The sequence below is a fragment of the Mycobacterium sp. MAA66 genome, assembly GCF_041261665.1.
Classification (GTDB): Bacteria; Actinomycetota; Actinomycetes; order Mycobacteriales; family Mycobacteriaceae; genus Mycobacterium.
Genome location: NZ_JBGCCC010000006.1, coordinates 74,084 through 92,452, shown reverse-complemented (window position 1 = coordinate 92,452; position 18,369 = coordinate 74,084). Strand labels below are relative to the sequence as shown.

At 65.1% G+C, this 18,369-nt stretch carries 19 protein-coding genes; 14 read left to right on the top strand and 5 right to left on the bottom strand.

What is annotated here, in order from left to right:
- Positions 1-43: 43 nt before the first annotated feature.
- The 3 genes from ABIA30_RS18200 to ABIA30_RS18190 all read left to right on the top strand — a co-directional run bounded on the left by ABIA30_RS18200 (position 44) and on the right by ABIA30_RS18190 (position 2,707).
- Positions 44-946, top strand: a complete 903-nt coding sequence (locus tag ABIA30_RS18200; protein ID WP_370067868.1) for a hypothetical protein — start codon at positions 44-46, stop codon at positions 944-946.
- 94 nt (positions 947-1,040) lie between these two features.
- Entirely contained in the window at positions 1,041-1,994 is a 954-nt protein-coding gene (locus tag ABIA30_RS18195) for a permease (protein ID WP_370068160.1), read from the top strand.
- Complete coding sequence (locus ABIA30_RS18190; RefSeq protein WP_370067866.1) at positions 1,991-2,707, top strand: TIGR03943 family protein; 717 nt, start codon at positions 1,991-1,993, stop codon at positions 2,705-2,707. Before ABIA30_RS18195 ends, ABIA30_RS18190 begins: the two co-directional genes overlap by 4 nt.
- Before the next feature lie 126 nt (positions 2,708-2,833).
- Here the strand turns inward: ABIA30_RS18190 and ABIA30_RS18185 are convergent, their stop codons facing one another.
- Complete coding sequence (locus tag ABIA30_RS18185; protein WP_370067864.1) at positions 2,834-2,989, bottom strand: hypothetical protein; 156 nt, start codon at positions 2,987-2,989, stop codon at positions 2,834-2,836.
- On the opposite strand from ABIA30_RS18185, the gene ABIA30_RS18180 reads away from it, so the two are divergent.
- Genes ABIA30_RS18180 through ABIA30_RS18155 form a run of 6 tightly spaced genes read left to right on the top strand, consistent with a single transcriptional unit; the run spans position 2,982 to position 8,812 of the window.
- Entirely contained in the window at positions 2,982-3,785 is an 804-nt protein-coding gene (locus ABIA30_RS18180) for a metal ABC transporter solute-binding protein, Zn/Mn family (RefSeq protein WP_370067862.1), read from the top strand. The two genes, ABIA30_RS18185 and ABIA30_RS18180, sit on opposite strands and share 8 nt — an antisense overlap.
- Positions 3,786-4,631: a metal ABC transporter ATP-binding protein gene (locus tag ABIA30_RS18175; protein WP_370067860.1), complete on the top strand. Its 846-nt coding sequence runs from the start codon at positions 3,786-3,788 to the stop codon at positions 4,629-4,631.
- Complete coding sequence (locus tag ABIA30_RS18170) at positions 4,628-5,521, top strand: metal ABC transporter permease (protein WP_370067858.1); 894 nt, start codon at positions 4,628-4,630, stop codon at positions 5,519-5,521. The genes ABIA30_RS18175 and ABIA30_RS18170 overlap by 4 nt, the downstream gene beginning before the upstream one ends.
- Positions 5,518-6,369, top strand: a complete 852-nt coding sequence (locus tag ABIA30_RS18165; protein WP_370067856.1) for a metal ABC transporter permease — start codon at positions 5,518-5,520, stop codon at positions 6,367-6,369. The genes ABIA30_RS18170 and ABIA30_RS18165 overlap by 4 nt, the downstream gene beginning before the upstream one ends.
- Before the next feature lie 18 nt (positions 6,370-6,387).
- Positions 6,388-6,678: a DUF1490 family protein gene (locus ABIA30_RS18160; RefSeq protein ID WP_370067854.1), complete on the top strand. Its 291-nt coding sequence runs from the start codon at positions 6,388-6,390 to the stop codon at positions 6,676-6,678.
- Between the two features lie 4 nt (positions 6,679-6,682).
- Positions 6,683-8,812: a heavy metal translocating P-type ATPase gene (locus ABIA30_RS18155; RefSeq protein WP_370067852.1), complete on the top strand. Its 2,130-nt coding sequence runs from the start codon at positions 6,683-6,685 to the stop codon at positions 8,810-8,812.
- On the opposite strand, the gene ABIA30_RS18150 is transcribed toward ABIA30_RS18155, so the two are convergent.
- The gene (locus ABIA30_RS18150; RefSeq protein ID WP_370068158.1) at positions 8,809-9,516 is read right to left on the bottom strand and encodes an Rv3717 family N-acetylmuramoyl-L-alanine amidase; all 708 of its coding nucleotides are present in this window, start codon (positions 9,514-9,516) and stop codon (positions 8,809-8,811) included. The genes ABIA30_RS18155 and ABIA30_RS18150 overlap by 4 nt on opposite strands.
- 208 nt (positions 9,517-9,724) lie before the next feature.
- Here ABIA30_RS18150 and ABIA30_RS18145 point away from each other — a divergent pair, with 208 nt between their 5' ends.
- Positions 9,725-11,653 carry a CocE/NonD family hydrolase gene (locus ABIA30_RS18145; RefSeq protein WP_370067851.1) on the top strand — a complete coding sequence of 643 codons (1,929 nt, stop codon included), beginning with the start codon at positions 9,725-9,727 and terminating at the stop codon, positions 11,651-11,653.
- A 151-nt stretch (positions 11,654-11,804) separates the two neighbouring features.
- On the opposite strand, the gene ABIA30_RS18140 is transcribed toward ABIA30_RS18145, so the two are convergent.
- Complete coding sequence (locus tag ABIA30_RS18140; RefSeq protein WP_370067849.1) at positions 11,805-12,104, bottom strand: hypothetical protein; 300 nt, start codon at positions 12,102-12,104, stop codon at positions 11,805-11,807.
- A 437-nt stretch (positions 12,105-12,541) separates the two neighbouring features.
- Positions 12,542-13,561, bottom strand: a complete 1,020-nt coding sequence (locus ABIA30_RS18135; RefSeq protein ID WP_370067848.1) for an alcohol dehydrogenase catalytic domain-containing protein — start codon at positions 13,559-13,561, stop codon at positions 12,542-12,544.
- A 138-nt stretch (positions 13,562-13,699) separates the two neighbouring features.
- Here ABIA30_RS18135 and ABIA30_RS18130 point away from each other — a divergent pair, with 138 nt between their 5' ends.
- Together ABIA30_RS18130 and ABIA30_RS18125 are read left to right on the top strand one after the other, a co-directional pair.
- The gene (locus ABIA30_RS18130) at positions 13,700-14,704 is read left to right on the top strand and encodes an AraC family transcriptional regulator ligand-binding domain-containing protein (protein ID WP_370067846.1); all 1,005 of its coding nucleotides are present in this window, start codon (positions 13,700-13,702) and stop codon (positions 14,702-14,704) included.
- 266 nt (positions 14,705-14,970) lie between these two features.
- Positions 14,971-15,252, top strand: a complete 282-nt coding sequence (locus ABIA30_RS18125; protein WP_370067844.1) for a hypothetical protein — start codon at positions 14,971-14,973, stop codon at positions 15,250-15,252.
- A 153-nt stretch (positions 15,253-15,405) separates the two neighbouring features.
- Here the strand turns inward: ABIA30_RS18125 and ABIA30_RS18120 are convergent, their stop codons facing one another.
- A complete protein-coding gene (locus ABIA30_RS18120) occupies positions 15,406-16,608 on the bottom strand; it encodes a sulfotransferase (RefSeq protein WP_370068156.1) in 1,203 nt (400 codons plus the stop codon).
- Positions 16,609-16,678: 70 nt separating this feature from the next.
- On the opposite strand from ABIA30_RS18120, the gene ABIA30_RS18115 reads away from it, so the two are divergent.
- Both ABIA30_RS18115 and ABIA30_RS18110 read left to right on the top strand, forming a co-directional pair.
- Positions 16,679-17,254: a TetR/AcrR family transcriptional regulator gene (locus ABIA30_RS18115; RefSeq protein ID WP_370067842.1), complete on the top strand. Its 576-nt coding sequence runs from the start codon at positions 16,679-16,681 to the stop codon at positions 17,252-17,254.
- Positions 17,251-18,363, top strand: a complete 1,113-nt coding sequence (locus ABIA30_RS18110; protein ID WP_370067840.1) for a DUF1214 domain-containing protein — start codon at positions 17,251-17,253, stop codon at positions 18,361-18,363. The genes ABIA30_RS18115 and ABIA30_RS18110 overlap by 4 nt, the downstream gene beginning before the upstream one ends.
- Positions 18,364-18,369 lie beyond the last annotated feature (6 nt).

Sequence of the window (18,369 nt, the reverse complement as noted above, 5' to 3'; positions counted from 1 at the left end):
CAGAACGCTAGCGACCCGTGAGACATTTCAGTACCGTCTGGGCGTGACCGAGCTATTGGTGCTGCACATCGCCAAACGCGAAATCCAGGCGGTGACCCTGGATGGCTCGCGGGTACGCACGCTCGTCGGCGATGTCGACGAGACGCCCGACGGGATCGTCGTCGATCAGGCTCGGGGCCACATCTATTGGACCAACATGGGCACCCCCGACCCCGGGTCGGGCCAAGGCTCCCACTCGACGTTCTTCACGCGCAACGGGTCCATCGAACGGGTGAACCTGGACGGTTCCGATCGGCGCACCGTGGTGCCGCCCGGTGCTTTCACCACCGGCAAACAGCTGACCGCGGACTTCGACGCCGGACTGCTGTACTGGTGTGACCGCGAAGGTATGCAGGTCTTGCGGTGCCGGCTGGACGGCTCGGACCTGCAGACGCTGGTGGTCACGGGCCACGGCGAGGCCGACGCGCGGGACGCTCGCAATCACTGCGTGGGTGTTGCCCTCGACCCCGAGCGGGGGTTGGTCTATTGGACACAGAAAGGCGCCCCGGATTCCGGCCAGGGCCGAATCTTCCGATGCGGCAGCGACATTCCAGCCGGACAGTCGCCCGCCGATCGCACCGACATCGAGTTGTTGTGGCAGGACCTGCCCGAACCCATCGACCTGGATCTGGATACCACCGGACACCTGGTCTGGACCGACCGCGGCGCGGAGCCGGACGGCAACACGCTCAATCGCGGCCAGGTCCAGCCGACGGTCGGGCCATACGGGATCCTGTCCCGGGGCTACCAGGAAGCGATCGGTCTGGCGACAGCCGACAACGTGACGTACTACGTCAGCGAATTGCGCTCTGGCGGTATCCGAGTGGTGAATCTGGCCGACGGCACCGATCGGGAACTGGTGCAATTGGGGCCGGGCATCACCGGTATCGCGCTGGCCGAGTTGTAGCACGCCCGCGCACTCACAGCGTCCCCAATGCCTGCGATGGGAGCATGAGTCCGTGGCTGTCTCCTCCCCCGCTATCCGCTGGCGGCCACGACCCATGCATGCACTGGTGCTGGGTGTCATTGCTTTTGCGCTGGCGAGTCGCTGGCTGCATGCATTCGTACTGACCCACGCCGATCTGGCCACCGCAGGCACGGTGTTCTCCGGCGTATTCGTCCAGGCAGTGCCGTTCCTGATGTTCGGAGTGGTAGTCAGCGGACTGATCGCAGCTTTCCTTCCGGCCGACCGCCTCGCTCGCTGGCTGCCCCAACGGAGCGGCGCGGCGATTGTCGCCGCGGCCGCGAGTGGCGCACTGATCCCCGGCTGTGAGTGCGGCTCGGTCCCGGTGGCCCGCCGGCTGTTCGGCGACGGAACGCTGGGGGCCGCCGCCCTTACTTTCATGCTCGCCGCGCCGGCAATCAATCCAGTGGTTCTGGTTGCGACCGCGGTGGCCTTTCCCGGGCAACCCCAGATGGTGGCCGCCAGAGCCGGGGCGTCCTTGCTCACCGCGCTGACCATGGGCGTGCTGTGGTCGCGTCTCGGCCGGCCCGAATGGGTCACCAAACGGTTGAAATCGACAGTAGAAGAACATGATTCGACGCATTCGGCGCTGTTCCTCGAAGCCGCCCGGCATGATTTTCTGCAGGCAGGCGCGTATCTGACGCTGGGCGCCGCTTCCGCTGCGGCTCTGCACGTGCTGGTGCCGCCATGGGTCTACGAGGGGCTGGCAGGCCGCCCGATACTGGGCATTCTGGCCATGGCCGTATTGGCATTCGCCCTGGCACTCTGTTCGGAGGCCGACGCGTTCGTCGCATCCAGTCTCACCATGGTCCCGTTGGTCCCGCGGTTGGTGTTCCTGGTAGTCGGTCCGGTGGTCGACATGAAATTGGTGGCCATGCAGGTCGGCCTGTTCGGTCGGCCGTTCGCAGTCCGTTTCGCGCCGGTGGTTTTCGCGGTGTCCACGGTCAGTGCGACGGTGGTCGGGGGCGCGCTGCTCGGGGGGTTACGGTGAACCGGGAGGCCGAGAACGCGTTGCTCCTGCTGGTTGGCATCAGTACCGCAATAGTCGCGGCCACAGGAACATTCACCCGCTACGTGAAACCTTCGTTGCTGCCTTGGCTGATCGTTTCCGCGGTGGGGCTGATCACGCTCGCCCTGGCGTCGACCATCCGCGATCTGCGTCATCCACCTCACGACGAGCACGGTGGACATTCGCACGCCAACGGCGTGGTGTGGGCGCTGGGGCTCCCTGTCGTTGTGCTGATCTTCGTGGCGCCACCGGCGCTATCACCAAGGGCCGCTACTGCAACAGTGCAATCCGTATCCAATGATGTTCTACGCCATGCCTATCCGCCGCTGCCTGATGGTTCGGCACCTGAAGTGTCGCTACCAGCGGCGGTCGCCCGCGCCTCCTACGACTCTGCGGGTTCACTGAACGGACGGACGGTGACCATCGTCGGGTTCACCTACAAGGACGGAGCGGCTACCGACCTGGCCCGGATCACCATCACGTGTTGCGCCGCCGATGCCCGGCTCGCCCAGCTGCGGCTGATCGGCCCGGTGGTCGCCACCGCAGCCGCCCTTCCGGAGAACACCTGGCTGCAGGTCCGGGGGATCGTTTCTGCACCGAAACCCGGTGCTCCGCAGTCTATTCCGTTGCTCATGGCGTCGTCGTCCCAACAGATCAGTGCCCCTTCAGACCAGTACGCCTACCTCACCCGGTAATCCGCCGGCAGCAGCCGCCCCAAGCTGGGCGTCCACTGGGAGTTTGAGTTCCGGGTCGCTTCCATCCCGGACCGGTGCTACCGTCCCAATGGTAATGGAAATCGTTTTCATTACCATTCAGCCTGCCTAGGAGGGCGTCGTGGTCAAGGCCCGGGTCACATCTGTCGCACTGTCCGTCGCGATGTTGGTGTCGGCAACTGCGTGCGGTGGTACGTCGTCCGAGTCGGCTTCGAGCAGCACCACCAGCTCGGCCTCAGGTCCGAAACTCGTTGTGGTGTCCACCATCAACGCCTGGGGCAGTATCGCCACCCAATTGGGCGGCGACCGAATTCAGGAAACCTCGATCATCACCAACCCGGACACCGATCCCCACGACTACGAGCCCGCCGCCGGTGACGCCCGAACCATCGCCACTGCGCGGGTCGTCGTCGAGAACGGCATCGGCTACGACGCCTGGGCCGACAAGCTCATCGCCGCCAACCCGAATCCGCAACGCACGGTGATCAACGTTGGCAGCACCGTCGGAGTACCCGCGGACGGCAACCCGCACCAGTGGTACTCGCCCGACTCGGTGGACAAGGTGATCGACGCGATCACCAATGCCTACAAGACCGCCGACCCAGCCGATGCCACCTACTTCGACCAGCAGCGTCAACAGTTCCTCGACCAGGGCCTGGCGAAATATCACCAAGAGCTCAACGTCATCAAATCCGCCTACGCGGGTACACCGATCGGCGCCAGCGAGTCGATCATGTCCCCGCTGTCGGACGCATTGGGCTTGAAGATGCTCACTCCGCCGGAGTTCCTCAAGGCGATCAGCGAGGGCACCGACCCGTCGCCGGCCGACAAGTCGACCGTCGATCAGCAGATCGAGAGCAAGGCCATCAAGGTGTACGTGTACAACAGCCAGAACAGCACTCCGGACATCCAGGCCCAGGTCGGGGCCGCCAAGAAGCAGGGCATCCCGGTCACCACGGTCACCGAGACGCTGGCCCCGGCCAACACGACCTTTCAGGATTGGCAGTCCACCCAACTGTCCCAGTTGGCCGACGCATTGCATACCGCGACAGGTAAGTAGGTGACCGGAACCATCCCCCGACATCCCGGCAGGGTCGATCCCACCGACCCCACCACGGCGGCGGTCTGCATGCGTAATGCGGCCGCCGTCGTCGGTGGTCGTACGGTCTGGTCCCAGGTGTCCCTCGACATCATGCCGGAAGACTTCGTTGCGATATTGGGGCCCAACGGTTCCGGTAAGTCCACGCTCATCAAGTCACTGCTCGGCCTGAACCCGGTCAGCGGCACGGTCGAGGTACTCGGCGCCCAGCCCGGCCGACGCAACAGTCAGATCGGATACGTGCCGCAGCGCCGCGCCTTCGACAGCAGCCTTCGGATCCGAGGTATCGACGTGGTGGCGCTCGGACTCGACGGAACTCGATGGGGAACGCCAATTCCGCTGATCTCCAAGCTATTCCGACCACAACACCATGCCGAACGGAAACGGCGTATCGACGATGCCGTCGCCACCGTCGGCGCGGCTGGTTATGCGCACCGGCCGATCGGGCGGTGCTCGGGCGGCGAACAACAACGGCTACTGATCGCCCAGGCCCTGCTCCGCGACCCTCGGCTGCTACTCCTCGACGAGCCGCTGGACAGTCTCGACGTACCCAGCCAGTCCGGCATCAGCGCGCTGGTCCGGGACATTTGTCGCCGCAACGGCGTTGCGGTGGTCATGGTCGCTCATGACGTGAATCCGATTCTGCCGTACCTGGATCGGGTGATCTACCTGGCCGGCGGTCATGCGGCATCGGGTACACCTCAGGAAGTGATCACCGCCGATCAGCTCACCGCGCTGTACGGCGTCCCGATCGACGTGCTGCACGATCGCACCGGCCGCATGATCGTGGTCGGGCAGCCGGAGTGACTCCCGAGCTCAGCTGGGATCTCGCCGACGACGTCAACCAGATGCTCGCTTACCCGTTCATGGAGACCGCACTGCTGGCCGGCGCTGCGGTCGCCGTCGTCACCAGCTGCGTGGGCTGGTTCATGGTGCTGCGCCGGGAAAGCTTTGCCGGACATACCCTGGCCGTCGTCGGATTCCCCGGCGGCGCCGGGGCCGCCTGGCTCGGAATCGCAACCGGCTACGGCTACCTGGTGGCGTGTGTGCTCACCGCGGCAGCCATCGCTGCACTACCCCCGCTGGCGCGTGCCAGCGGGGTCGGTGGCCACAGCGCCGCAGAGGAATCCGCCGTGATCGGCACCCTGCAGGCATTGGCACTGGCGACGGGCCTGCTGTTCGTCAGCCTGTACCACGGCTTCCTGTCGGGCCTGACCGCTCTGTTGTTCGGCACCATCGCCGGGGTGACAACCGACCAACTACGGCTGCTGGTGATCGCCGCAGTCGTCTGTCTGGCGGCGCTGGCCGCCATCGGCCGGCCGTTGTTCTGGGTGTCGATTGATCCGGAATCTGCTCGGGCCCAGGGCATTCCGGTCCGATTGGTCTCCACGATGTTCCTTCTGGTACTGGCGGTCGCGGCCGCCGGGGCCAGCCAGATCACCGGTAGCCTGCTGGTATTCGCATTGCTGGTGGCGCCGGCCGCCGCGGCCTTCCAGTTGACCGCCCACCCGGGCTACGGCATCGCGATCGCCGTGATCTTCGCCCTTTTCGCCACCTGGGCCGGGTTGGCCGCTGCCTTCTTCTCGCCATACCCGGCTGGATTCTGGGTGGCAACCTTCGCCTTCGGTGGGTACCTACTGGCCACAGGCTACCGATTCCTGACCGACCGCCGACTACAGCGCGCGGTGGCGGCATGACCGGCATGTTCGACCATCCATTCATCGTGCATGCGCTGGTGGCGGGCAGCGCGGTGGCGGTAGCCTGTGGACTGGTCGGCTATTTTCTGGTGCTGCGCGGCCAGATCTTCGCCGGTGATGCCCTGGGCCACGTCGCGTACACGGGCGCAATGGCGGCTTTGGTAGCGGGTTTGGATCCTCGCGTCGGGCTGTTCGCCGCAACCATAGCGGTCGGAATTCTGTTGGGCTCCAACGGCATCCGCGGCGCGGACGATGTGGCAATCGGCACCTTCTTCGTCTGGGTGCTGGGGTTGGGTGCGCTGCTGCTGACGATTTACACCACCTCCGGCAGTGGGACAAACGGCACGGCGAATGTAAATGTCTTGTTCGGCAGCATCTTCGGTATCAGCGCCACGGCAACCCGGCTGGCCGTCGTCATCGCAATAGCGGTGATCGCGGTGCTGAGCGTCATCGCCCGGCCACTGTTGTTCAGCACGATCGACCCCTTGGTGGCTCAGGCCGCGGGAGTTCCGACCCGGATGCTGTCTGCTGCGTTCCTGGGTGTCGTCGGGGCCACCGTTGCCGAAGCCACGCAGATCATCGGCGCGCTGGTGGTGTTGGGGCTGCTCGCCGCACCGGCGGCCGCGGCCGCCCGTCTCACCACCAGGCCTTGGCGCGGATTCTGGCTTTCCGCAACGCTTTCCGTTGCGTCGATCTGGATCGGTGTCGGCCTGGCGTACGCGATCCCGAAAGCACCTGCCAGCTTCACCATCATGGCTACCGCAGCGATGCTCTACGCGGCGGCAGCACTGGTCAGTACAAACCCCGCGCGCATCGGCGTCGGGAGTTCTAGGGTCAACAACACATGAACAGGGGAGGTCGGGAACATGATCGCGAATAAGGCACTCACCAAAGCCGCGTCGGCGGTCGTCACCGGCGTGGTCGGAGTGGCCGCCTATGAGGGTCTGCGTAAGGCCTGGGCCAAGCTTCCCGTCCGCGAAGCGAGCGTCACCGCGGTGTCGTACGCACTCCGTGGCACCCGCAAGGCCGAAGAGTGCGCCGAGTCAGCCCGGCTGACGGTTGCGGACGTGATGGCCGAGGCCCGTGATCGAATCGGCGAGGAAGTGCCGCCACCTGCGGTCGCAGACCCCGAGCACGCACACGACCACGACCACTGACGCCATGGACGTGCTGTCCGATGCAGGCGGCCGGCTACGGGTCCGGGTGCCCTGGGTACGCGCCGATCCGGTCCGGGCGGTAGCGGTCGAGGAATCCGTGGACAAGGTGCCCGGGGTACGTGCGGTGCACGCTTACCCGCGCACTGCCTCGGTGGTCGTCTGGTACTCGCCGCGCCGGTGCGATACCGCCGAACTGCTGTCCGCCATCACTGCGGCCCAACGGGTTTCGGCTGCGCTGGTACCGGCCCGCAGCCCCCGCTCCGCTGACATCCGCAGCGCCGACGTGGTTCGGATGGCCATCGGTGCGTTGGCGTTGGCACTCTTGGGAATTCGGCGCTACGGCCTGGTTCGACCGCCGCTGCTCGGTCCCACCAGTCGGCTGCTGGCCACCGGCGCCACCGTCGTCACCGGGTATCCGTTCCTGCGGGGTGCCCTGCGTTCGCTGCGTGGCGGCAAATCGCCTGGCACCGACATGCTGGTGTCCGCCGCCACCGTCGCCAGCCTGATCCTGCGCGAGAACGTGGTCGCCCTGACGGTGCTGTGGCTGTTGAACATCGGTGAGTACCTTCAGGATCTGACTCTGCGGCGAACTCGACGGGCCATCGCCGACCTGCTGCGCGGCACCCAGGACACCGCCTGGATTCGGCTCGACGACGGCACCGAGGTGCAGGTCAGCACCGACGCACTGCGAATCGACGACCTCGTGGTGGTGCACGAACAGGTGGCCATACCGATAGACGGTCAGGTGGTTTCCGGCGACGCCGTCGTCGACCAGTCCGCGATCACCGGCGAAACCCTGCCGGTCACCGTAGCGACCGGCGACCTGGTGCACGCAGGATCCGTGGTGGTCCGCGGCCGGGTGGTGGTGCGGGCCAGGGCCGTCGGGAGCCACACCGTCCTGGGCCGGGTGGTAGCCAGAGTCGAAGAGGCACAACGAGATCGAGCGCCCATCCAAACCGTCGGGGAGAATTTCTCCCGGCGGTTCGTACCGGCCTCGTTCGTCCTGTCCGCCGGGACCTTCCTACTGACCGGGGACGTCAGGCGGGCCATGACCATGCTGCTGGTGGCCTGTCCCTGTGCCGTCGGATTGGCTACCCCGACCGCGATCAGCGCGGCCATCGGCAACGGGGCGCGGCGCGGCATCCTGATCAAGGGCGGATCGCACCTCGAGGCGGCCGGCCGGGTCGACGCCGTGGTGTTCGACAAGACCGGAACTCTGACACAGGGTCGCCATGTCGTGACGAATATCGTTTCTTTCCATAATGATTGGTCCGCAGAGCAGGTGCTGGCCTATGCCGCGAGCTCGGAGATCCACTCCCGGCATCCATTGGCCGAAGCAGTGATCCGATCCACCGAGGACAAGCACATTGTCATACCGCCACACGAGGAGTGTGAGGTGCTGGTCGGCCTGGGCATGCGCACCCGGGCCGACGGCCGGACCCTGCTACTCGGCAGTCCGTCACTGTTGGAGCGGGAAAACGTGTCGGTCAGCTCGGACGCCGGTGCGTGGGTGCAGCGGCTACGCAAGCAGGCTGAGACACCGCTACTGCTTGCGGTCGACGGTGAATTGGTGGGGCTGATCAGTCTTCGCGACGAGGTGCGGCCGGAAGCGACGACTGTGCTCAACGCTCTTCGCGCCTCAGGCGTCCGTCGCATCGTGATGCTTACCGGCGACCATCGCGAAACTGCCGCGGCCATCGCCGACGAACTCGGAATCACCGAATGGACGGCAGAGGCTCTGCCAGAAGACAAACTGGCGGTGGTGCGATCGCTGCACGATGCGGGCTACACCGTGGCCGTGGTCGGTGACGGGGTTAACGACGCACCGGCGTTGGCCGCCGCAGACATCGGTGTAGCGATGGGCCTGGCCGGCACCGACGTGGCCGTGGAGACCGCCGATGTCGCGTTGGCCACCGATGACCTGCGGCGTCTGTTGGATATCCGGGAGTTGGGCGGGCACGCAGTCGAGGTCATCCAGCAGAACTACGCGATGTCGATCGCAGTCAACGCGTTCGGCCTGTTGCTCGGCGCCGCAGGTGGGCTGTCGCCGGTGCTGGCCGCCGTGCTGCACAACGCCTCGTCAGTGGCCGTGGTGACCAACAGCTCCCGGCTGATCCGGTATCAGCTGACCTAACTCTGCTGCAGGTACGCCACGATGCCGCGAGCCACCGCATTGGCGTAGGTCTGCTGCCCCTCGGCGGTCGCCATCGCTGCGCCCTCGTCCGCGTTCTTCATGTTTCCGCATTCGACCAGAATCGACGGGTACTCGGCCAGATTCAGGCCGGCCAGGTCGGCTCGGCCGTACAGCCCGTTGTTGCCCATGTAGGTCGACGGCGTCAGCCCGGAAGCGACCATCTGATCACGCATCACCTGCGCAAACCGGACCGCCGGACCGGCCTGCGCCGGGTTCAGCGGCGGGTTCGAGTAATTGACGTGGAAGCCACGGCCTCCCGCAGGTCCGCCGTCGGCGTGAATCGACACGATTGCATTGGGCCGCAGTGCATTGGCCATCGCGGCACGCTGGTCCACGCACGGCCCCAGGGCACTGTCGTCGCCGCGGGACATCGCGGTGCGCACGCCGAGCTGACTGAGCTGTTGACGGATGCGCAGCACCACGTCCCAGTTGAAGGTGTGCTCGGTGAAGCCGGCATTGGTGGTGGTTCCGCTGGTCTGGCAGTCCTTGGTACCGCCACGACCAGTGGGTACCTGCTTGAAGATCGACGAATCGTTGGCACCGTTGTGTCCGGGGTCGAGAAACACGATCGCTCCGGCCACGCCGGCTGCCGACGCTATCGGCGTGGCCAACGACGACGACAACACGGCGGGAATCCCGACCATGACCGGCGCGGCCGCAGCCATTCTCAGCATGCGGCGCCGAGAGATGCAGCCGATTCCGCTGTCTTTTTCGCATGGGCTACTCGTCACTGCCTGAATGCTACGGATCGCACATCACGAGGTCGGCCAGCGATTTGGCACAATTCCGTTACGAAGCAATAACTTCCATGCATTTGGGGCGTAGTCTCGGCTCGACGAAAGGGGCTCATCGATGAGCAGCCAGCACACAGCGTCCGGACTGCGTACGAAGGCAATGGCCGGGTGGGCCGCGGCCCGCACCCGTCAGCGCAGCCCCTCGCCCCTGCTGCCGCCGTGGGAGCCGGGCCCGGCCCAGTACGGCGTCGGCGTTCGCCACAACGTCGCGGTTCCGATGGCCGACGGCGTTTCGCTGCGGGTGGACATCCATTATCCGACCGACCCGCAGACCGGTGAGGCCGCCACCGGGCCTTTCCCCGTGTTGTTGTCGATCACTCCCTACGGCAAGAAGGCGCCGCCACCGGCCGCCCAGATCGGCGGCGGCGCAACGCCTTACCTGATCCGCCGGGGCTACATCGAGGTGATGGCCGACGTGCGGGGCACCGGCGTGTCCGGTGGATCGTTCGAGATGCTCGGGGCCGAGCAGGTGCAGGACGGGGTTGACCTGGTGAATTGGGCTGCGACACTGCCTAATTCGAATGGCCGGGTCGGCATGTTCGGCATCTCCTACCTCGCCATCAACCAATTGACGACGGCCGCGGCGGTGGGCCCGGACTCGCCGCTGAAGGCGATCATGCCGGTGATGGCAGCCAGCGACTTCTATCGCGACGCGGTCACCATGGGCGGGGTTCCGCACATGCGCACGGTGCGGGCCTACGGAACCACCTACTCGCTGCTCAACCTGGTCAATCCGGCGTTGGAGTTCGCCACCCGCGGCGCTCACGAGCGGCCCCGGGCCGGCGGGCTCGCCTCGGTGCGCCAACGCGGGCGCGATCAGCGCAGCTACTTCCGGTCCTTGATCTCTGATGCCGCCGCAGGTGGGGATACCGCATTCGACGGCACGTTCTGGGACAGCATGCGGCCGAGCGACGTGCTGCCCGAGATCGTCGAGAACGGCGTCGCGGTGTTCTTGATCGCTGGGTGGCATGACGCGTTCCAGCGCGGCGGACCGCTGAACTACGCGGTCCTGCAGAACGCTTTCGCGGGTCGCCCGCCCGGGGCGGCCATGGATCCGTCGCAGCCGACCTCCGACCGTTTCCAGTTCATGGGCGGGCCCTGGTATCACGTGTCGAATCTGGATGGCCTGCACCTGAACGCGCTGCAATTGCGCTGGTTCGACCATTGGCTCAAGGACTCGGACAGCGCGGCGGTCAGCGGCTCACCCATCCGGTTCCAGGCCATCGGCAGTTCACGGTGGTTCCGTACCAATTCCTATCCATTCCCCGAGGCCGAGCCGACCCGGTTCTATCTCACGTTGGGCGGCGGGCTGGCGGCCGAACCGCCCGGCACCGAATCCGACGCGACGCTGCGCTACGCCTCACGCGGCCCGGTGTCCGGACGCAGCTTTGAACAGTGGACGCTCGGCATGGGCAGTTTCGTGGTCTCCCAGACCGGGCGCCGCATTCGCTACGACCTGGACAATCGCCGCCTGCAGCGCGAGGCACTCACGTACACCACCGACGCGTTCGACGTCGAGAAGCTCGTCGCCGGGCCGGTGACCCTGACCGTCCATGCGACCGCGGACACGTCGGAAACCTTGTGGGTCGCCCACCTCGATGACGTGGCGCCCGACGGGTTGAGCCGACCGCTGACCCAAGGCGCGCTGCTGGGTTCGCGCCGCGCACTCGACCCCGCGACCACCTGGTATCTGCCGGACGGCACCGTCCTACGGCCGCACCACTTCAGCACGCGCGCCACCGCCGAGCCGGTGGTGCCCGGGGAACTGACCCGGTACGACATCGAGGTCTTCCCCACCGCAGCGCTGATCGAGCCCGGCCACCGTCTGCGATTGACCCTGACCACGTACGACTTTCCTAACCTGGTGCCGACCAAGCCCCAGCGCGCTGCGTTGGCCGGCGGGGTGTACCAGGTTCGGCAGGGCGGCGTGCATGCGTCGAGTCTTCTTGTGCCGCTGGCTGATCCGGCTGCCATGGAACATGACTAGTCAGCCGTAGAGTCACGCTACGCCGAGCCCATGAACGACGGACGGCGATGATGCGACTGGCCCCTGAGGCTGCGGTAATTAGCTCAACAACGACAGCACCTTTGATATCACTGAATATGCATGTCCACCAAGGTAATTCGACTAGAGTATCTCAGATGGTATTACCTTCCGCGCGGCACGTTGCTGCGGCATTGGCGACGGCAACCTTGGTGGTCGATCTGTCAGGTTGTTCGGGATCGTCCGAGAAACCACAAACGACGGTCGTCATCTCGACGACCACGAAAGTGCCTACACAACCGGCGCGGCCGGCGCCGACGACAACCGTCACGACGCTGCCCGGCGGCAAAACCACGACAATCGTCGTACCGCCGCCGACCGATTCAACAGTGGTGCTGATCCCCAATCCCAACGGAGACGGCTCGATGGTGCCATGCGAAGGCACGATCTGCACGAACCCGAACCACGGAGGTGGACCGCCAGAAGATGGCCCACCCGAGCCTGGGCAATCGACGTTCACCGCGCCGACGCCGGGTGACGCGCCACCCGAACCTGGCCAATCAACATTCACGCGGCCGACGCCGGGTGACGCACCACCCGAACCCGGCCAATCAACATTCAGCGGACCCGTTCAAGAAGGACCACCTGAACCCGGGCAATCGACGTTCACGGGGCCGGGATCTGCCGGATAGAGCAGGCCGATCCGCGCCCCTGACACGAATGCTGTCGCCCGATTTCTTTGGGTTGCAGTTATTTTCAGATCACGGCAAACCGCCGTCGCTATCTGTATGCGATTCGGCCCGTACCCCACGAACGGACCCTCGTGTACCTCCAACGTAGCAACGCTCCCAACGCCTTTCGGAGAGGGGCGCAGACCATTGGCGGCCTTGCTCAGTACGTGACGACCGCCCGGAACCGCACGGTACCTTCCGCCACCTTTGCTACAGCACTGCTGACTTCTTCCTTGGGGAAGGTTTCGATCATGGGGGTGACTTTTCCGGCGGCGGCGAAGTCGAGAGCTTCGGCGAGATAGCGCAGTCCGTTGTGCGTTGAGCCAATGACCTTCTGCCGCTGGGCAAAGAATGGTCGGTTTCGGTCGGTGGGAATGACGAAATCCGCGTTCGGGTCGAGTCCCATCGAGACCACGCGGCCGTCGTGACGCAGGCCCGCCAACGCGTCGGCGCCTTGATCATAGGAATTGCTGCAGAGCAGCATCACGTCGGCTCCTCCGGCCGCCAGCAGCTCCTCACCGGTCGCGAATACCTCATGTGCTCCAAGCGTTCTGGCCAGTTCCTGCTTATCAGGCGAGTGCGTGACCGCGATGGTCTCCAATCCGGATGCCGCCGCAAACTGCAGAGCCAGATGCCCCAGGCCACCGATGCCGACAATCGCGACACGCTCGTGGGGTGCCGGTTCAGCAGCGCGCAGTCCGCTCCACGTGGTGTAGCCGGCACAGAATATCGGTGCGGCAAGCTCGAAGGACAGGGCGTCCGGTATCAGGACGGTGCCGGTGGCAGTAACGGCGATGTATTCCGCATGCCCGCCCTGCGCTGTGAAGCCGGTCAAGCGCGCCGGTCCCGCGCAATTCATCGCAGCCTGGCCGGACAACGGCAGATTCTGTCGGCAATAGGCGCAGCGCCCGCAGGTGGACTGCACCCAAGTAGTCCCGACACGATCGCCGACCTGCCGAGAATGCACTCCAGCGCCCACTTCGACAACCTCACCGACAACCTCGTGACCGGTGATCAACGGGAAAAGGTCTCCAGCGGCACCGCGCGTGGTCCACACATCGGTGTAGCAGATCCCGCACGCGTGGACCTTGATGAGCACCTGGCCGGGCTCGGCCGTCGGCGTCGGCACATCGCGTAACTCCCACACGCCATTGATCTCCGGGATTACGGCGGCCTTCATCTACTGACTCTCCTTTGACGTGCCCGACACTTTGCCCGGCCAACGCTAAGTGGCGACCGCGGCAGGTGTCACTAGCAGATCGCGCCACGCGACTTGCGGATTGCGCCAGCGCGAAATGCAGGTCCTAGACTCGTCCCGATGAGTACAGCCTCGGGGACGTTCGCGCTTTCACCGATGATCCGGCCCCTGCTGCATGACCTGGGCATTCCGGTCGATACCGTGCTGCGGCGGGCGCAGTTGCCAGCGGATTTGTTCACCCGTGGCACCAGTGATCTAGCCAGCGAACCTTATTTCGCCTTTTGGCGCGCACTTGAACGCGAGAGCAGCCACGAGGTACTGCCGGTCGCCGTCGCCCGGGCACTGACCGCCGAGGTCTTCGATGCGCCGATATTTGCTGCGCTCTGCAGTCCCAACCTCAACATCGCGGCGCGCCGGATCGCGAAATTCAAACACTTGATTGCCCCCATCGACATCACGGTCGAGGAAGACAGCGAACGCACCACGTTGACCTATACCTGGCTTACCCCAACGCCGGCGCCACCGGTTCTGCTCACCACCGAGATGCTCTTCTGGGTGGCCTTGGCGCGCATCGCGACCCGGCAGCAGATCGCGCCGCTGCAGGTGCGCACAACAGCGCCCCCACCTACTTCAGAAGTCATCAGGGAGTACCTGGGTACCGACATCGAACCAGGGCCAGCGGATTCAATCGTCTTCTCTGCCAAGGACTCCACGTTGCCGTTCCTCACCGAGAACACCCAAATGTGGTCCTGTTTCGCCCCGCAGCTCCGTGTCCGTTTATCCGAGCTGACACAGTCCTCGCCGATGGCCCAACGGGTACGAGCGGTCCTACTTGAGACTCTGCCAGCTGGACAAAGTGATATCACCACCGTCGCCCGGCGATTGGCCATCAGCACCCGGACACTGCAGCGTCAGCTCCAACTCGAAGACAGCAGTTTTCAGGCAGTACTGCATGAAACACGTGAGAAACTGGCCCACCACTACCTATCAAGAGGCGACACCAGCATTGGCCAGATCGCACTACTCCTCGGCTACGAGGACCCCAATTCGTTTCACCGTGCCTTCCGCAGCTGGACAGGTCAGACCCCAGAACAAACACGACCGCCGATTCCCTCGACGATTTGAAACGGTGCTCGAGCTGAGGATGGCAGAGGCCTAATTTGCGGCCGAACTGGACCGGACACTGCACTGATTGTTCGCTTCACCCAACAACACCAGAGCTTGGTGCGGTGCTCTCGGGACGGTCCCGAACCCATGAGCGAAGCGAAATCGTAAACGACATCGGCTTTCTGAAAGCGCTACTGAGGACTACCTCTGTAGCGTTTGTGGATTACCGTTTGTGGATTACTCAGTGCGCGTTGGACGTTCAGGGCCGGCAGAGGAGACCTACCATGATGAAGAATTTGATCGCCGCCGCAATGATGGCCGGGGGCACCCTGGTTGCGAGCTCCCCGGGCGTAGCGCAAGCCGATGACGTCGCCGTCGTCGGCGCCGACGGTGTCGACGAGTACTACTTCACTCAAGAGGAGTGCGCGGCCGACGGCCCGAAGGTTCGTCTACAGGAACAAGATCAGCGCTGGCCATACTGGTTCTGCACCCAAGAGGCGGACGGCAAATGGTATTTGTGGAACACCGACGATCCGAGCCCGCACGACCCGCAAACCAGCAGATGATGCGGCACCAACGCGAATCGGTGCGTTCAACCGACTAGATCGAGAGGCCGCGCGATACCCACACGGACAGTGATGGTTTCAGAAACAATGCGTCATCTCGGTCACCGCCGCGGCTAGGTAGCGCGCTGACATGGCACACGGCGGGCACCGAATTCAGGACAGAAACCGCTGGACGTAGGGCTCGAATCTGCGCGTCAGGTCGTCCGGGTCGAGCCCGAAGAGCTCGCACGAAGTCGCCACGCGACCCAACCGGCCCCGCTTATGGTCTGCCAGGTAATCGGCCATGGCGCGGCGCTGCGGGTCCGAAAGTGGTTCGCCGGCAAGGTCGAATACCTTCTCGGCGACCCCGAGGTCGTCGGCCATGAAGTCCTCGAATTGCACATCGATGGATCTGTCGGGCCCGATGACCTCGCGGTCCCGGATCAACCCGCTCAGCATCTGTTCCAGTCGCTCGACCCAGTAGGCCGCGATCCGCTCGACCGGGACCGGGCTGCGGTGCATCCGGGCCGAGTACGTGATCATCGCGATCATCGAGAGCACCACCGGCACCGGGTCGCGGTGGGTGAAGATGCCGACCACGCCGGGCAACGACTCGTTGAGTACCGGTATCTGTTCGAGGTGCTGTGGCGACTTCAGCAGCCAGCGCCTGCCCCCGCGGAGAAACTGCAGCGCCTTCAGCTGGGTGACCATGTGCCGGTAATGCGGGGACTGGTCATGACTTTCGTAATAGGCGCGCCACGCGGGTACATCGGCGAGGGTCTCGAAGTACATCGTCGAGAAGTCGTTGGCCAGCAGCTGGATCTCTTCGTGGACGTGCTCGGTGGTCATCTCGTGCATGAGCGGGAAATGCGGCATCACGAGGTTCATCACGTTCACCGCGACGTCCATCCGGGTCATCCGCGGGTCCGGCTCGATACCGGCCTCTGCGGCCAACGGAAATGGTTCCGCCGCTTCCCAATACGGCAGGGTGCGGAATGTCCCGGCGGCGGCCAGCAGGTTGTGCAGATGGGTGGTGCCGGTGCGTGGCAGGCCGATGATCGCGACCGGCGGCAGCAGCTCGACATCGTGAATCTCCGGGTGCCGCTTCAACAGATCGGTCATCAGCAGGCGGTTCTTGAGCAGCTGCAACAACTGTCCGTGGAAGTTGACGATGCCCGGTCCGTTCATGGTGTCGATGCCCCGCAGCGCCGCGAGGTAGACGTCCAACCGCTCGCGGTAGTCGACGGGTCCGAAATCGTCGAGGCCGGTATCCGCACTGGCTCTGGCATGCAGGATCTCAGAGTCCAGCGGACAGTCGGCTGCCATCACCTCCAACAGGTCGCGGATCGGCTGCGCATCCGGGCTGAACGTGGGCATCGCGAGATCGTCGAGCTCAACAACATCTGTGGTGTCAGTCACAGCGAGTTATGTTACTCTGAGTTTCGTAATGATGAAAGAGCTTGGACGCCCTCGCGATCGGCGCATCGACGGCGCAGTACTAGCCGCAACCGTCGACCTACTCGCCGAGGCCGGGTATGCAACGTTGTCCGTCGACGCCATCGCGCAACGCGCCGGAACCAGCAAGCCGGCCATCTATCGCCGCTGGCCCAGCAAGGCACACCTCGTGCACGAAGCCGTCTTTCCGATCAGCGCCACCACTGAACTGCCGGATACCGGCTCACTGGATGGCGACGTCCGCGAGATGATGCGCCGCACCGTGACCGTCCTGAGCACCGCGGCCGCCCGGGCGGCGCTGCCGGGTCTACTCGGCGAGATGGCGGACGACGCCACACTGCATGCCGTACTGCTGGAGCGATTCTCCGACGTCCTCACTCACGGGCTCGGCGAACGACTGGCCGCCGCCGTGGCCCGGGGCGAGGTACACCCAGAAGTGACGGCCGCCGACCTGACCGAAATGGTCGCCGGCGTCGCACTGCTCGGCGCGCTGGCATTGAGCCGAGAGCTCGACGACGACTGGATCGAACGCCACGCCACTCTGATTCTGAAAGGTATTGCCACATGACCGAATCCGGCACCCAATCCGGCGCCGCCTGGCGCGAACTCATCGACACTCTGCGCGACCTCGACCGCTCGTTCCTGGACGGCGACCGCGCAGTGAGCGACGACCGGCAGATCGCCGACGGCTATCGCATGCTGGCCACCGGCCTCGGGGTGGCGTTGGACTGCTACCTGTACCCCGAGCCCGGCCGGCCGCAGTTCGTCGCGGTCAACACCCCGTTCCGGCACGATCGACGCTGGGGTGGCGACAACACCGATGCCTATTACTTCATGTGCCCGGTCGATTCTCTGCTGCGCTACCGGATCAGCGGCAACAAGGGCGACAGCGTCTACCTGTCACTGACCGCGTACAACGAGCCTGCTCCCGGTGCCTGGTCTGATCGCGTTGTGGCGATCGTCCGGGACACCGACCTGGAATTCGACGCCGACGGCAACTTCTCCTTCGAGCTCGGCCCACTGCCTGACGCCGCGGTCTTCTTCACCCGCGACTACCAGGCCAGTCCCGCTACCGGCCGGCCGGCCGCTTGGCACATCGAGGCGCTGGATGCGCCAGAACCACTGCGACACAACGACGTCGACACCGCGACGGCCTTCAGGTCCGCCGCCAACTGGATCCGCACGCTGTTTGCCATCATGCCGATGCCGGTCGGCACCCGGCCCGACGATGCAGCTTCGCTCGGACACTCCACCGCGCACCTGGCCAATGAATTCGCCGTGCCCTATCAGGTTCCGGACGCGAACTTCGGCTGGTCGGCGCGCGATGCCTGCTATTCGTACGGCAGCTTCGCGCTGGCCGATGACGAGGCGCTGGTCATCACCCACCGGCCGCCGGCCTGCCGATTCTGGAATCTGGTGGTATGGAACCAGTTCATGGCCACCCCGGGTGTCAACGACGCCCGCAGTTCGGTGAACTGCCACAGCGCGGTGCCCAACGCCGACGGTTCGGTGACCGTGGTGTTGTCCAAAGAGGCAACTGCGCACCCCAACTCGTTGACCACGCTGGACTATCCGCAGGGCATCCTGGCGTTCCGCTGGTTTCTGACCGACGAGGTACCGGCCAAGCCCGAGGTTCAGCTGATCAAGGTCTCCGACGCCCCCACTCAACCGTCCTGAACGACT